The following is a 13503-nucleotide window of genomic DNA, read 5'->3' on the forward strand; positions in this document are numbered from 1 at the left end:
TTCTTAAATAGTCTTTTTAAGAATATCTGCGCCTCACTATCATTGCGTCACCGCCATGGCCATCGACCCCAGTCGCGACGGCAGGCTTCTCACATGTCAAGGAATAAGATAATGAGCGCATCTCTACGTAGTGTTGACGGTCAGGACGAAGCAGCCATTCTGCGTGAGATTCAGAGTGCGTTGCGTGACCTGCGTTTTGGCGCCGTCGAAATTACTGTTCACAACGCGCAAGTAGTACAGATCGAGCGAAAGGAAAAATTTCGGTTGCAGAACTCTACTCCCAAGCAAAGCTGAGGCGACACCCGACTGGTCCACCGGAGGGCTTCATTCCAACTCCTGATACACCCTGAAAAGCAGCTCGCCAGCACGAATGCCGTTCTGACGCGCGAAGAAGAATTCAAACAGCCGACACACAGAATTTCCAGGAGCTTCAATCATGTCCATTCGCCGTTTTGCACTGGCGGCTATCGCCAGTGCTGTTTTCGCAGGTTCGGCTGTTGCCAAGGATTACGAGCTGCTCAACGTGTCGTACGATCCGACACGCGAGCTTTATCAGGATTACAACGCAGAATTCGTCAATTACTGGAAGAAGTCGCACCCGGACGACAAGGTCGATATCAAGCAGTCCCACGGTGGTTCGGGCAAGCAGGCGCGTGGCGTGATCGACGGCCTGCGTGCCGACGTGGTGACGCTGGCGCTGGCCGGTGACATCGACGAAATAGCCAAGCTGGGTAAGTCCCTGCCTGAAAACTGGCAGACCCGCCTGCCGGACGCGAGCACGCCGTATACCTCGACCATCGTGTTTCTGGTACGCAAGGGCAACCCGAAAGGCATCAAGGACTGGGGCGATCTCACCAAAGAGGGCGTGTCAGTGATCACGCCCAACCCGAAAACCTCGGGCGGTGCGCGCTGGAATTTCCTCGCCGCCTGGGCCTACGGTCTGAAAGCCGGCGGTGGTGACGAGGCCAAGGCCAAGGAGTACGTGCAAACACTGTTCAAGCACGTGCCGATTCTGGACACCGGTGCACGCGGTTCGACCATTACTTTTGTCAACAACGGTCAGGGCGATGTGTTGCTGGCCTGGGAAAACGAAGCGTTTCTCGCGCTGAAGGAAGACGGCGGCAAGGACAAGTTCGACATTGTCGTGCCTTCGCTGTCGATCCTCGCCGAGCCGCCAGTGGCTGTGGTCGACAAGAATGCCGAGAAGAAGGGCAACACCGAGATTGCCACCGAGTACCTCAAGCACCTGTACAGCAAGGAAGGTCAGGAAATTGCTGCAAAAAACTTCTATCGTCCACGTGATGCCGAAGTCGCTGCCAAGTACGAGAAGCAATTCCCGAAACTCGATCTGGTGACTATCGACAAAGACTTTGGTGGCTGGAAGACTGCTCAGCCGAAGTTTTTCAATGACGGCGGCGTGTTCGACCAGATTTACCAGGCGCAATAAGCCGACTGCGGGTGCTGCGCGAGTGGCATCGCAGACAGGGTAAAGCAGCCCGGACTGACGTCCGGGCTTCGTGCAAGTGAAACCAGGGACTTTTATGTCGCGTCGTATCTCCCCCGTCATACCCGGCTTCGGGCTGACGCTGGGCTACACCTTGGTGTACCTCAGTCTGATTGTGCTAATACCGCTGGCCGCCATGTTCGTGCATGCCGCGCAGCTTACCTGGGATCAGTTCTGGACCATCATCACCGCGCCTCGCGTGATCGCTGCCCTCAAACTGAGCTTCGGCACTGCCTTCTATGCGGCCCTTATCAATGGTGTGATCGGCACGCTGCTGGCCTGGGTGCTGGTACGTTACACCTTTCCCGGTCGCAAGATCATCGATGCGATGATCGATCTGCCGTTCGCCCTGCCGACCGCTGTGGCCGGCATCGCCCTGACAGCGCTGTACGCACCCAATGGCTGGGTCGGCCAGTTCGCTGCCGATCTGGGCTTCAAGATCGCCTACACGCCACTGGGCATCACCCTCGCGCTGACCTTCGTCACGCTGCCGTTCGTGGTGCGCACGGTGCAGCCGGTGCTGGCGGATATCCCCCGAGAAGTCGAAGAAGCCGCTGCCTGCCTTGGCGCCCGCCCGTGGCAGGTATTCCGCCACATTCTGGTGCCGGCATTGCTGCCTGCCTGGCTGACCGGGTTCGCCCTTGCGTTTGCCCGTGGTGTTGGCGAGTACGGCTCGGTTATTTTCATCGCCGGCAACATGCCGATGAAAACCGAGATTCTGCCGCTGCTGATCATGGTCAAACTCGACCAGTACGATTACACCGGCGCCACCGCTATCGGCGTGATGATGCTGGAGGTGTCCTTCATTCTGCTGCTGCTGATCAATCTGCTGCAGCGGCGCATCGAAACCCCATCCTGAGGAGGCGCAGAACATGTCTTATTCATCTGTTTCAGCCGCCGCCTCAGCCAACGCCGCCCGCCGTGGCAGCAAGGTCTCGCGGCGTATCCTGATCGGCCTGTGCTGGCTGGTGTTCGTGCTGTTTCTGGGCTTGCCACTGTTCATCGTGGTGTCTCAGGGGCTGAAGAACGGCCTGGGCGCTTTCTTCACCGCCATTCTTGAACCGGATGCCTTGTCGGCCCTCAAGCTGACGGTGATTGCGGTGCTGATTTCGGTGCCGCTCAATCTGGTGTTTGGCGTCAGCGCCGCATGGTGCGTGAGCAAATACTCGTTCCGCGGCAAGAGCATTCTGGTCACGCTGATCGATCTGCCGTTCTCGGTCTCGCCGGTCATCGCCGGGCTGGTCTACGTGCTTATGTTCGGCGCGCAGGGCCTGTTCGGGCCGTGGCTGCAGGATCACGACATCCAGATCGTATTTGCGCTGCCAGGCATTGTGCTGGCGACCATTTTCGTCACCGTGCCGTTCGTGGCACGTGAGCTGATCCCGCTGATGCAGGAGCAGGGCACGCAGGAAGAAGAGGCCGCGCGGCTACTCGGCGCCAATGGCTGGCAGATGTTCTGGCACGTCACGGTGCCGAACATCAAATGGGGCCTGATCTATGGTGTGGTGCTGTGTACCGCGCGGGCGATGGGCGAGTTCGGCGCTGTGTCAGTGGTGTCCGGGCACATTCGCGGCGTTACCAACACCCTGCCGCTGCACGTCGAAATTCTCTACAACGAGTACAACCACGTCGCAGCCTTTGCCGTGGCGAGCCTGTTGCTGATCCTGGCGCTGTTCATCCTGCTGCTCAAGCAGTGGAGCGAATCGCGCATTAACCGTCTGCGCCATAACGCGGCGGAGGAATAATCATGTCGATCGAAGTCCGTAACGTCAGCAAGAATTTCAACGCTTTCAAGGCTCTGAACAACATCAGTCTGGACATCCAGAGTGGCGAGCTGGTCGCTTTGCTGGGCCCTTCAGGCTGCGGCAAGACTACTTTGTTGCGCATTATTGCCGGTCTGGAAACTCCGGATGACGGCAGCATCGTCTTCCACGGCGAGGACGTTTCCGGTCATGACGTGCGTGATCGCAACGTCGGTTTCGTGTTTCAGCACTACGCGCTGTTCCGCCACATGACCGTGTTCGACAACGTCGCCTTCGGCCTGCGCATGAAGCCCAAGCGCGAGCGCCCGAATGAAACGCGCATCGCTGAAAAAGTCCACGAACTACTGAACATGGTGCAACTGGACTGGCTGGCGGATCGTTACCCGGAGCAGTTGTCAGGTGGTCAGCGTCAGCGTATCGCCCTGGCCCGCGCGCTGGCGGTAGAGCCCAAGGTGCTGCTGCTGGACGAGCCGTTCGGCGCGCTGGACGCGAAGGTTCGCAAGGAGCTGCGTCGCTGGCTGGCGCGCCTGCATGAAGACATCAACCTGACATCGGTGTTCGTGACCCACGATCAGGAGGAGGCCATGGAAGTGGCTGACCGCATCGTGGTGATGAACAAGGGCGTGATCGAACAGATCGGCTCGCCGGGCGAGGTGTATGAAAAGCCCTCCAACGATTTCGTCTACCACTTTCTCGGCGACTCCAACCGGCTCAGCCTGGGCGACGAAGGTCAGGTGCTGTTTCGCCCGCATGAAGTGTCGCTGTCGCGTCAGGAGCTCGAAGACCATCATGCCGCTGAAGTCCGCGACATCCGCCCGCTGGGTGCAACCACGCGGGTAACGCTGAAGGTCGAAGGGCAGAGCGAACTGATCGAAGCCGAAGTGGTGAAGGATCACGACAGCCTGGTGGGCCTTGCCAAAGGCGAGACATTGTTCTTCAAACCGAAGGTGTGGCAGAAGCTCTGAAGCGGTGGAGTGAGGGCGCTCGTTCCGGAGTGAAGTCTCTCGTTGCTCACGCAGCAGCCTTGCGCACTTTGCGCCCCGCTGGCCCGGAGCGTTCTTCGATAGCGTGCTGCAAGGGTTTGCGCAGGCCCATCAGGAACGCCAGTTCCGCGACCACGAACAGCGGGCCGATGATCAGGCCCGTCAGGTCATCGATGAATGCCGGTTTGCGGCCTTCGAAGTAATGGCCGATGAACTGGATAACCCAGCCGACCACAAACAGCCCGACACCCGCGCTCAGCCAGACCATAGTGGTCTGTTGTGCAAGGTTCGCCCCGGCCCAGAGGCACAACGCCAGTGATACCGCCATGACCGCACCCAGCGCCCGGTCCAGCCGTAGATAGAAAACAGTCGAACCCAGCGCCAGCAAGGCCGCAGGCGATACCCAGACCACGCCGATGTTCCAGCCAGGACGCGATAAAAGTACTGCCACTGCCAGCACTATTAACGGGATACCCACGAAGTGCGTCACGATATTGCGCGAATCACGGTGATAAGCGGCGTATTGGCTGAGATGATCGACAAGGGTTTTCATTATTATTCCTGCCTGAGACGTTAAGCCGGTCGAGCTGACGTTGTTTTACAACATGCAGGCCTGAGATAAAAGGGAGCACACATGACAAACGGAGTGTCTTGGCGGCCAAGGCTGCTGTCCGATTACTGGTTCTCCCATTTGCCTGCAGGTTTGCAGGATAGCCTGCTGGGGGCAGCGCACCAGTTGCGCAGGACGCCTGGCAGAATGCTGTTTAAAAAAGGCGATCCGCCGTGTGGCATTTATGTACTGCTGGAGGGCAGCGTGCGTATCGGCGCCCCCCGGGAGCAGCGTCTGTTGTCGCACATGCAGCCTGTATGTCCACCCTGCTGGTTCGGTGAAGTCTCATTGTTCGACGGGTTGCCGCGCCGTTTCGAGGTCCGTTCGCTGGAGCAGAGCATTTTTCTGCATTTCCCTCAGCAATATCTGGTCGAATTGCTCGACCGACAGCCGGAATACTGGCTTTCGTTTGCGGCTCTGCTCAGCCGAAAAATCGGTTTGCCACTGCAAAATCCGGAAAAAATGCAACAACTGCCTCCCCGGGCTCGTGTCGCGTGGCGTCTGCTGATGCTGAGCGAGGGCTATGGTCCGCTGAGTCATGCCCGGCGTGTGATAGCGCTGAATGACATTCAGGCGGTACAACGTCTGGCGCTCTCGCCTCCGGCCTTGGCTGAGGTGCTGCAGGACCTGCATGAGCGCAGGATTGTGCGCCTTGATGAAGGGCATCTTGAAGTGTTCGACGTGGAAAGGCTGCGCAGAATTGCCAACTTCTCCAAAGCGAAAGCGGTGTGCTGAGCAAGCCGGAAACATCCGGTAATGGCTCTGGCGCCTCTTCGATTGAGATAGCAAATGGGATTCACTATCATCTCGCCTCATTTGCGAACGCGAGATACCCCGATGCAGGCAAGCAAGCGTCTTCTGGCTGCCCTGACACTGACTTTACTGGGCAGCACCGCCCAGGCTGCCGATGAGGTGGTGGTGTACTCCTCTCGTATCGACGAGCTGATCAAACCGGTTTTCGATGCATACACCGCTAAAACCGGCGTGAAGATCAAGTTCATCACCGACAAGGAAGCGCCGCTGATGCAGCGCATCAAGGCCGAGGGCGAAAATGCGACCGCCGACCTGTTGCTGACGGTCGATGCCGGTAACCTCTGGCAGGCCGAGCAGATGGGTATCCTGCAGCCGTTCACCTCGCCTGTTATCGACGCCAACATTCCGCCTCAGTATCGCTCGTCCACACACAGCTGGACCGGGCTTAGCCTTCGCGCACGTACCATTGCCTACTCCACTGACCGGGTGAAGCCAGCCGAGTTGACGACGTACGAAGCGCTGGCCGACAAGCACTGGGAAGGACGCCTGTGCCTGCGCACTGCGAAGAAGGTCTACAACCAGTCGCTGACCGCCACCCTGATCGAAACCCACGGCGCCGAAGCCTCCGAGAAGATCCTCAAGGGCTGGGTGAACAACCTGTCCACCGACGTGTTTTCCGATGACATCGCAGTGCTTGAAGCGATCAACGCGGGGCAGTGCGATGTGGGCATCGTCAACTCTTACTACTATGGACGCCTGCACAAACAGAAGCCGGACCTGGCGGTAAAACTGTTCTGGCCGAACCAGTCCGACCGGGGCGTACACGTCAACCTGTCGGGCATCGGGCTGACCAGATATGCCCCGCATCCGGAAGCCGCCAAGGCACTGGTCGAGTGGATGACCGGTCCTGAGGCCCAGACGATTTTCTCCAGCGTCAATCAGGAGTTCCCGGCCAACCCGAAGGTGTCGCCCTCGGAAGAAGTGGCTAGCTGGGGTCAGTTCAAGGCCGACACCCTGCCGGTTGAAGTGGCAGGCAAGCGTCAGGCGGAAGCGATACGCATGATGGATCGTGCCGGCTGGAATTGATTTAATACCCACCGCCTTATCGCTCCCACGCTCCAGCGTGGGAGCGCCGTTCTGGACGCTCTGCTTCCGGTTTCGATAGATGTATCACTTAGTGACGTATCACTCCTGATTTCGAGAACCCCTTGGCCCATCCCGTCCAACGCCGCTGGTACCCGCTGGTTTTTGCCATCGCGGTACTGGTATTAATGCCACTGAGCGTGTTGCTGCTGTCGTGGGAGACCGTCGACACACAGATCTGGTCCCACCTGCTTGAAACCCAGATGTCGCGTCTGTTGAGCAACACGCTGATCCTGCTGCTGGGGGGCGGTGTCGGCGTCACGCTGTTGGGGGTTAGCCTGGCCTGGCTGACCAGCCTGTGCGAGTTCCCGGGCCGGCGCTGGCTGGACTGGGCGCTGATGCTGCCGTTCGCAATCCCTGCTTACGTATTGGCATTCGTCTTTGTCGGGCTGCTGGATTTTTCCGGGCCGGTGCAGAGCCTGATGCGCGAATGGTTCGGTTCAGGCCTGCGCCTGCCGCGAGTGCGCTCTACCGGCGGGGTGATCATCGTGCTGGTGCTGGTCTTCTACCCCTACGTCTACCTGCTGGCACGCACCGCCTTTCTGGCGCAAGGCAAAGGGTTGATGGAAGCTGCGCGGGTACTGGGCAACTCGCCTCTGCAAGCGTTCTGGCGCGTAGCGCTGCCCATGGCCCGTCCGGCGATCGGCGCGGGTGTGGCGCTGGCGCTCATGGAAACGCTGGCAGACTTCGGCGCTGTCTCGGTGTTCAACTTCGACACTTTCACCACAGCCATCTACAAGACCTGGTATGGCTTCTTCAGCCTGTCCAGCGCTGCTCAGCTGGCCAGCCTCTTACTCCTGGCGGTGCTCATTCTGTTGTACGGCGAACGCCGGGCCAGAGGTGCAAATCGACCCGCCAGCGAACGGCCTCGGGCTGCCGCGCTCTACCCGTTGCGGGGCCTCAAAGCGTGGGGCGCGAGCGCCTGGTGTGGACTGGTGTTTATCTGTGCTTTTGTCGTGCCGGTGCTGCAGTTGATCATCTGGGTCTGGCAGCGAGGCCGTTTCGATCTGGACGAGCGCTACACCGGGTTGATTCTGCACACCCTCTATCTGGGCGGCATGGCGGCGCTGATCACCGTCAGCGTTGCGCTGGTTCTGGCCTTCGCCCGACGCATGGCGCCTACGCCTGCCATACGTTCGGGCGTCAGCCTCGCCAACCTTGGCTACGCGCTGCCGGGTTCGGTGTTGGCAGTGTCGATCATGCTGGCATTCAGTTACCTGGACCGTGCGCTGGTCGTCCCGCTTTCGGGTTGGCTGGGAGGCGCAGGCAAGCCGCTGTTGCTGGGCAGCCTGTCGGCTCTGTTACTGGCGTATCTGGTGCGCTTCATTGCGGTGGCCTTCGGTCCGCTGGAGCACAGTCTGTCGCGCATTCGTCCTTCCTTGCCCGAAGCGGCCCGTAGCCTCGGCGTCAGCGGGCCAAAGTTGTTTCTCAACGTGTATTTGCCACTTCTGGTGCCTGGCGCGCTCAGCGCCGCGCTTCTGGTGTTCGTGGATGTGCTCAAGGAAATGCCTGCCACCCTGCTTATGCGCCCGTTTGGCTGGGATACGCTGGCCGTGCGGATCTTCGAAATGACCAGTGAGGGCGAGTGGACGCGAGCAGCGTTGCCAGCTTTGTCGCTTGTGCTTGTAGGATTATTACCCGTCATTGTGTTGATTCGGCGCTCTGCCCGTCAGATTGGTTAGGTGCGGGTCCCGCACCTTGCGGCTACAATGCGCCGCAATTGGTGCGGTCTGTCAGATTATTCGGTCAGCTGTAATGTGCTGCAAACTCCGGTTTATTGGGGGCTTGCCGATATTTTCTGCCCGCACCTTCGCCACGCCCGGAAGGAGAAACCCATGGGACAGCGTACCCCCCTGTTCGACCTGCACCTCGCTCTTGGGGCGAAAATGGTCGATTTTGGTGGTTGGGACATGCCATTGCATTATGGATCGCAGGTCGAGGAGCACCACCAGGTGCGTCGCGACTGTGGGGTCTTCGATGTCTCTCACATGAACGTGATCGACGTGCTCGGTCGTGATGCCCGAAGCTGGCTGCGTTATCTGCTGGCCAACGATGTCGACAGGCTCAAGACGCCGGGCAGGGCGCTTTACAGCGTCATGCTGGACGACGCAGGCGGCATCATCGACGACATGATCGTCTACCTCACGGCCGAGGGTTATCGTCTGGTGGTCAACGCCGCAAATGGCGCCAAGGACCTGGCCTGGATGAAGTCGCAACTGGGCGACGCCGAGGTGCAGCTGAACGAGCGGAGCGAGATGGCGATTCTGGCTATTCAGGGGCCACGCTCGCGGGCCAGAATTGCCGACCTGGTGACCAGCTCTCGCGCCAGGTTGATCAATGAGCTTAAACCGTTCGAAGGTCGTGATGACGCTGACTGGTTCATCGCGCGTACCGGTTATACCGGCGAAGACGGTCTGGAAATCATGCTGCCGGCCGAGCAGGCGCCGAGCTTTTTCAATGATCTGGTCGGTGCGGGCATTTCTCCCATCGGCCTTGGCGCCCGTGACACCTTGCGCCTCGAAGCCGGTATGAACCTTTATGGTCAGGACATCGGCGAGGGTGTTTCACCGCTGGTGTCGAATATTGCCTGGAGCATCGCCTGGGAGCCTTCCGAGCGTGATTTCATTGGGCGCAAGGCTCTGGAGCGCGAACGCGTTGACGGCATTGCCTCCAAGCTGGTCGGTCTGGTGCTCGAAGAGCGCGGCGTCTTGCGGGCGCATCAGGTTGTAAGAATCGCAGAAATTGGCGAAGGTGAGATCACCAGTGGTAGCTTCTCTCCTACGCTGAGCAAATCCATTGCCTTGGCGCGTGTGCCGATGGCGACTGCTGACCGGGCCGAGGTGGAAATCCGCGGCAAGTGGTATCCGGTGCGTGTCGTGCAGCCGGCCTTCGTGCGGCATGGCAAAGCCTTGATTTAACCTATGGCGGGTTTTCCGCTGACCCGATGTTGAGGATGACTAAATGAGCAATATTCCCGCCGAGCTGCGTTTCGCCGAAAGTCATGAATGGGCACGCCTGGAGGCTGACGGTACAGTGACCGTCGGTATCTCGGATCACGCACAGGAAGCGCTGGGCGATGTGGTGTTCGTCGAACTGCCGGAGATCGGCAAGGTATTCGCTGGCGGTGATGCCGCTGGTGTTGTCGAGTCGGTCAAGGCTGCCTCGGACATCTACTCACCTGTTGCGGGTGAGGTTGTCGCGGTCAACGAAGCACTGGGCGACTCGCCCGAATCGCTTAACAGCGAACCTTACAGTGCCTGGATCTTCAAGCTGAAACCTGCCAACGCTGAGGCTGATCTGGCCAAACTGCTGGACGCTGCAGGTTACAAAAGCGCCATCGGCGAGTAATTGCCGGATAAAAAAATGCCGCTCATCGAGCGGCATTTTTTATGCGTGACGCTTACTGGTTTTCAGCGACCAGGTTCTTGTCCAGGATCGCGTTGGCCAGCTCCATGTCCGTGGCTTTCAGGCCCGGATTTTCTTTACGCACTTGCTGGATAGCTGCTTCGAGGAACGGGCCGCGAATGTCGCCATTGCTGGCAACGTAGCTGCCGGCGTCATCTTGAGCGGCAACGATCAGCTTGTGATCCTTGAAGGTCAGGTAAGTCGAGCCAGTGGTGGCGCCCGAGGACAGCACATTACGCCAAAAGGTGTCAGCCATCGCTGAACCCATCGGGATGGAAAGCAAGGCTACGGTGGCGACAGCAAACTTGAGACGCATGATTTGGTACTCCAACTGTGGTTGTTCTGAGGGGTTGGATAGCTAAACCCACGAACTAGTTCAATCAATGTGTACCGGATAGTTCACTTTAGCGGATTTTCCTTAACAAGCCTGTTGGCACAGCCGCTGAAGAGGGCGCTCAACCCGCTCAGCGCTGCTCGCTCTGCGGCGTCACCCTCAGCACTTCTTCCAGTGTAGTCAGCCCAGCCGAGACCTTTTGTGCACCCGACAGGCGCAAGCTGCGCATGCCTTCCTTGAAGGCCTGACGGCGCATGGCAGTGAGGTCCAGGTCTGCGGAGATCAATGCCTTGATGTTGTCTGACATGACCATGATCTCGTAAACCCCGGCGCGGCCCCGATAGCCGGTATCGCGACATTCCACGCAGCCAACTGCCTGATGCGCACCAGCCGGTACGGGGGCTTGCCAGGGGCGTGTCAGGGTTTGCCAGTCAGTCTCGTTCAGATTGATCGGCGCCTTGCAGTGCGGGCACAGCGTACGCACCAGGCGTTGGGCCATCACGCCAAGTATCGTCGCCTTGAGCAGATAATGCGGTACTCCCAGCTCGAGCATACGGCTGATGGCGCTGGGCGCGTCGTTGGTGTGCAGCGTCGACAGCACCAGGTGACCAGTCAGTGCCGCCTGAATAGCCATTTCAGCTGTCTCCAGGTCGCGAATTTCGCCGATCATGATGATATCCGGGTCTTGCCGCATCAGGGCGCGCACGCCAGCGGCAAAGCTCAGATCAATGTTGTGCTGCACCTGCATCTGGTTGAAGGCGAGCTCGACCATCTCGATAGGGTCTTCGATGGTGCAGAGGTTGACCTCAGAGGTCGCGAGCTTTTTAAGAGTGGTGTACAGCGTGGTGGTCTTGCCCGAACCGGTCGGGCCGGTGACCAGAATGATGCCGTTGGGCTGGCGGGTCATCTCCTGCCAGCGACGCAGGTCATCACTGGAAAACCCCAGCTGGTCGAAGTCCTTGAGCAGTACTTCCGGGTCGAAAATCCGCATCACCATCTTTTCGCCGAATGCTGTGGGCAAGGTCGACAGGCGCAGCTCCACTTCACGATTTTCGGGCGTGGTGGTCTTGACCCGACCGTCCTGCGGTTTGCGCTTTTCGGCGACGTTCATCCGTCCGAGGCTCTTCAGGCGGCTGACAATGGCCATGATGACCTGTGCCGGGAACTGATAGACGTTGTGCAGCACGCCGTCGATGCGAAAGCGCACGGTGCCTTGTTCACGGCGCGGCTCTATGTGGATATCGCTGGCCCGTTGCTGAAACGCGTACTGGAACAGCCAGTCGACGATATTGACGATGTGCGCATCGTTGGCGTCGGGCTCCTGATCACTGGCCCCGAGCTTGAGCAACTGTTCGAAGTTGCCCATGTTGCTCATTTTCTGTTCGGACGCATTGGCGCCGCTGACCGACTTGGCCAGCCTGAAAAACTCCATCGCCATGCGCTGGATGTCTGCCGGGTTGGCGACGACGCGTTTCACCTGAAGCTTGAGCACATGTGAGAGGTCGGCTTCCCACGAGCGCACGTAGGGTTGGGCGCTGGCGATGGTCACTGATTCGCGATCGACTGCCACGGCCAGAATCTTGTGGCGCTGGGCGAATGCATAGGACATCAGTGGCGTGACCGCTGCGACATTGATCTTCAGCGGATCGATGCGCATGTAAGGCTGGCCACAGATTTTTGCCAGCCAGGCAGTCAGGGTTTCTACGTCCAGCTTTTTGCCGGGACGCTTCAGGTCGTCGAACTGCAGCGACGCCAGAAATTCGAGCGGGTGCAGTTGAATGTTTACCGCGCTGCGACGTTGCGCGAGTGCGGTCTCCGAGTCGTCCTGACTCAGGTAGCCTTCGGCAACCAGGTCACGCAACACATCGTTCAGATCGAGCCAGCGATCCTGTGAAGAAGGGGACAGGGCTGCCATGCGCGCTCCTTGGGGCAATTTGGTCATGTGACGCTGAACAAGCGTAGACGCCAAGCGTGACAGCGTTACTCGTTCTGTGCGACCGGGAATTACCGAAGCAGGCGAATTGATTCAGCCGCGGGCCAGCGCGATGTGAGTCTGTGGGGTTTTGAGAGCGTCGGTTTGTTCGACATCCACCGAGCAGACGTCGATCAGGTTGCGCATTTTTTCGCCAATGACCTGGGCCCGGTGCCAGCTCAGCCTGGCGACGTGGAGGTCGATGACCAGCATGCTTTCCTGCTGCACGACGCTGAGCTGGTGAGGAATCAGGTACTGCATCGCAAACAGGTTCAGCACTTGGCAAAGCAACGCTGGCTCGGCTTCGGCAACAATCCGATAGCGCGCGCAGCACGAAGCATTGCTGGATGACCAGCTGTCGGGGCGTTGCGAGAGGGTGGTCACGGCTTCGAGGTTGGGCATGCTGATACTCCAGAACGATGGTAGAAATTTTTACATGCGGCAAAAGAAATTTCTGGTCCATCATCAACTGGATTAGTCTTGTTAAGACTTGTTAATGCGTCAGTGACTGCTGCGGAAGAATAATTATGCAAACCGAGCTGGATGTGTACGACCGCAAGATTCTGGCTTTGCTGCAGGAGGACGCTTCGCTTTCCAGTGCGCAGATCGCCGAGCAGGTCGGCTTGTCGCAATCTCCTTGCTGGCGTCGCATTCAGCGGCTCAAGGATGAGGGGGTAATCCGGCGCCAGGTCGCGTTGCTGGACCGCAAGAAAATCGGTCTGAACACGCAGATTTTTGCCGAGGTCAAACTCAATGCCCACGGGCGCTCCAACTTCACCGAGTTCACCGATGCGATTCGTGGTTTTCCAGAGGTATTGGAGTGCTATGTGCTAATGGGGTCGGTGGATTTTCTGCTGCGCATCGTGACGCCGGACATCGAGGCTTATGAGCGGTTTTTCTTCGAAAAGCTGTCGCTGGTGCCCGGTATTCAGGAAGTGAACTCGACAGTGGCACTGTCAGAGATCAAATCCACCACCAGCCTGCCGCTATTGCGCCAGGGAGGCTGAATTCATGACCTTGTCCCGTCCTGAATAAG

15 protein-coding genes are annotated in these 13503 nt (G+C 58.9%); 11 read left to right on the plus strand and 4 right to left on the minus strand.

The window, feature by feature from the left end; all coding sequences use genetic code 11:
* The first annotated feature begins 111 nt into the window (after positions 1-111).
* The 5 genes from oscA to I9H09_RS01610 all read left to right on the plus strand — a co-directional run bounded on the left by oscA (position 112) and on the right by I9H09_RS01610 (position 4232).
* Positions 112-294 carry a sulfur starvation response protein OscA gene (oscA, locus tag I9H09_RS01590; protein ID WP_005887929.1) on the plus strand — a complete coding sequence of 61 codons (183 nt, stop codon included), beginning with the start codon at positions 112-114 and terminating at the stop codon, positions 292-294.
* Positions 295-436: 142 nt separating this feature from the next.
* The gene (locus I9H09_RS01595) at positions 437-1447 is read left to right on the plus strand and encodes a sulfate ABC transporter substrate-binding protein (RefSeq protein WP_024691206.1); all 1011 of its coding nucleotides are present in this window, start codon (positions 437-439) and stop codon (positions 1445-1447) included.
* Between the two features lie 94 nt (positions 1448-1541).
* A complete protein-coding gene (cysT, locus tag I9H09_RS01600; RefSeq protein ID WP_236502457.1) occupies positions 1542-2363 on the plus strand; it encodes a sulfate ABC transporter permease subunit CysT in 822 nt (273 codons plus the stop codon).
* A gap of 13 nt (positions 2364-2376) precedes the next feature.
* Positions 2377-3249, plus strand: coding sequence for a sulfate ABC transporter permease subunit CysW (gene cysW / locus I9H09_RS01605; RefSeq protein ID WP_005887936.1), 873 nt, complete (start codon positions 2377-2379; stop codon positions 3247-3249).
* Between the two features lie 2 nt (positions 3250-3251).
* Positions 3252-4232, plus strand: coding sequence for a sulfate/molybdate ABC transporter ATP-binding protein (locus tag I9H09_RS01610; protein ID WP_024669150.1), 981 nt, complete (start codon positions 3252-3254; stop codon positions 4230-4232).
* A gap of 46 nt (positions 4233-4278) precedes the next feature.
* Here I9H09_RS01610 and I9H09_RS01615 read toward each other — a convergent pair whose 3' ends face one another.
* Entirely contained in the window at positions 4279-4803 is a 525-nt protein-coding gene (locus tag I9H09_RS01615) for an Mpo1 family 2-hydroxy fatty acid dioxygenase (protein WP_122311287.1), read from the minus strand.
* Between the two features lie 81 nt (positions 4804-4884).
* Here I9H09_RS01615 and I9H09_RS01620 point away from each other — a divergent pair, with 81 nt between their 5' ends.
* The 5 genes from I9H09_RS01620 (at position 4885) to gcvH (ending at position 10104) form a co-directional block, all read left to right on the plus strand.
* Positions 4885-5595 (plus strand): Crp/Fnr family transcriptional regulator, encoded by a 711-nt coding sequence (locus tag I9H09_RS01620; protein WP_122324830.1) that lies wholly within the window; start codon positions 4885-4887, stop codon positions 5593-5595.
* Between the two features lie 102 nt (positions 5596-5697).
* A complete protein-coding gene (locus tag I9H09_RS01625; RefSeq protein WP_054991211.1) occupies positions 5698-6699 on the plus strand; it encodes an extracellular solute-binding protein in 1002 nt (333 codons plus the stop codon).
* A gap of 122 nt (positions 6700-6821) precedes the next feature.
* Positions 6822-8438: an ABC transporter permease gene (locus I9H09_RS01630; protein ID WP_122346293.1), complete on the plus strand. Its 1617-nt coding sequence runs from the start codon at positions 6822-6824 to the stop codon at positions 8436-8438.
* Positions 8439-8591: 153 nt separating this feature from the next.
* Complete coding sequence (gene gcvT, locus I9H09_RS01635) at positions 8592-9674, plus strand: glycine cleavage system aminomethyltransferase GcvT (RefSeq protein WP_005887949.1); 1083 nt, start codon at positions 8592-8594, stop codon at positions 9672-9674.
* 43 nt (positions 9675-9717) lie between these two features.
* A complete protein-coding gene (gene gcvH, locus I9H09_RS01640) occupies positions 9718-10104 on the plus strand; it encodes a glycine cleavage system protein GcvH (RefSeq protein ID WP_024669155.1) in 387 nt (128 codons plus the stop codon).
* 52 nt (positions 10105-10156) lie between these two features.
* On the opposite strand, the gene I9H09_RS01645 is transcribed toward gcvH, so the two are convergent.
* The 3 genes from I9H09_RS01645 to I9H09_RS01655 form a co-directional block, all read right to left on the minus strand.
* The gene (locus I9H09_RS01645; protein ID WP_005887951.1) at positions 10157-10477 is read right to left on the minus strand and encodes a DUF2388 domain-containing protein; all 321 of its coding nucleotides are present in this window, start codon (positions 10475-10477) and stop codon (positions 10157-10159) included.
* 148 nt (positions 10478-10625) lie between these two features.
* Positions 10626-12410: a type IV pilus assembly ATPase TfpB gene (gene tfpB / locus I9H09_RS01650; protein WP_122346292.1), complete on the minus strand. Its 1785-nt coding sequence runs from the start codon at positions 12408-12410 to the stop codon at positions 10626-10628.
* A gap of 111 nt (positions 12411-12521) precedes the next feature.
* Positions 12522-12869, minus strand: a complete 348-nt coding sequence (locus tag I9H09_RS01655) for a hypothetical protein (RefSeq protein WP_122346291.1) — start codon at positions 12867-12869, stop codon at positions 12522-12524.
* Between the two features lie 125 nt (positions 12870-12994).
* Between I9H09_RS01655 and I9H09_RS01660 the strand changes: the two genes are divergently transcribed.
* The gene (locus I9H09_RS01660; protein ID WP_053481053.1) at positions 12995-13474 is read left to right on the plus strand and encodes an Lrp/AsnC family transcriptional regulator; all 480 of its coding nucleotides are present in this window, start codon (positions 12995-12997) and stop codon (positions 13472-13474) included.
* Positions 13475-13503 lie beyond the last annotated feature (29 nt).

Source organism: Pseudomonas tremae, assembly GCF_023278125.1.
GTDB lineage: Bacteria > Pseudomonadota > Gammaproteobacteria > Pseudomonadales > Pseudomonadaceae > Aquipseudomonas > Aquipseudomonas tremae.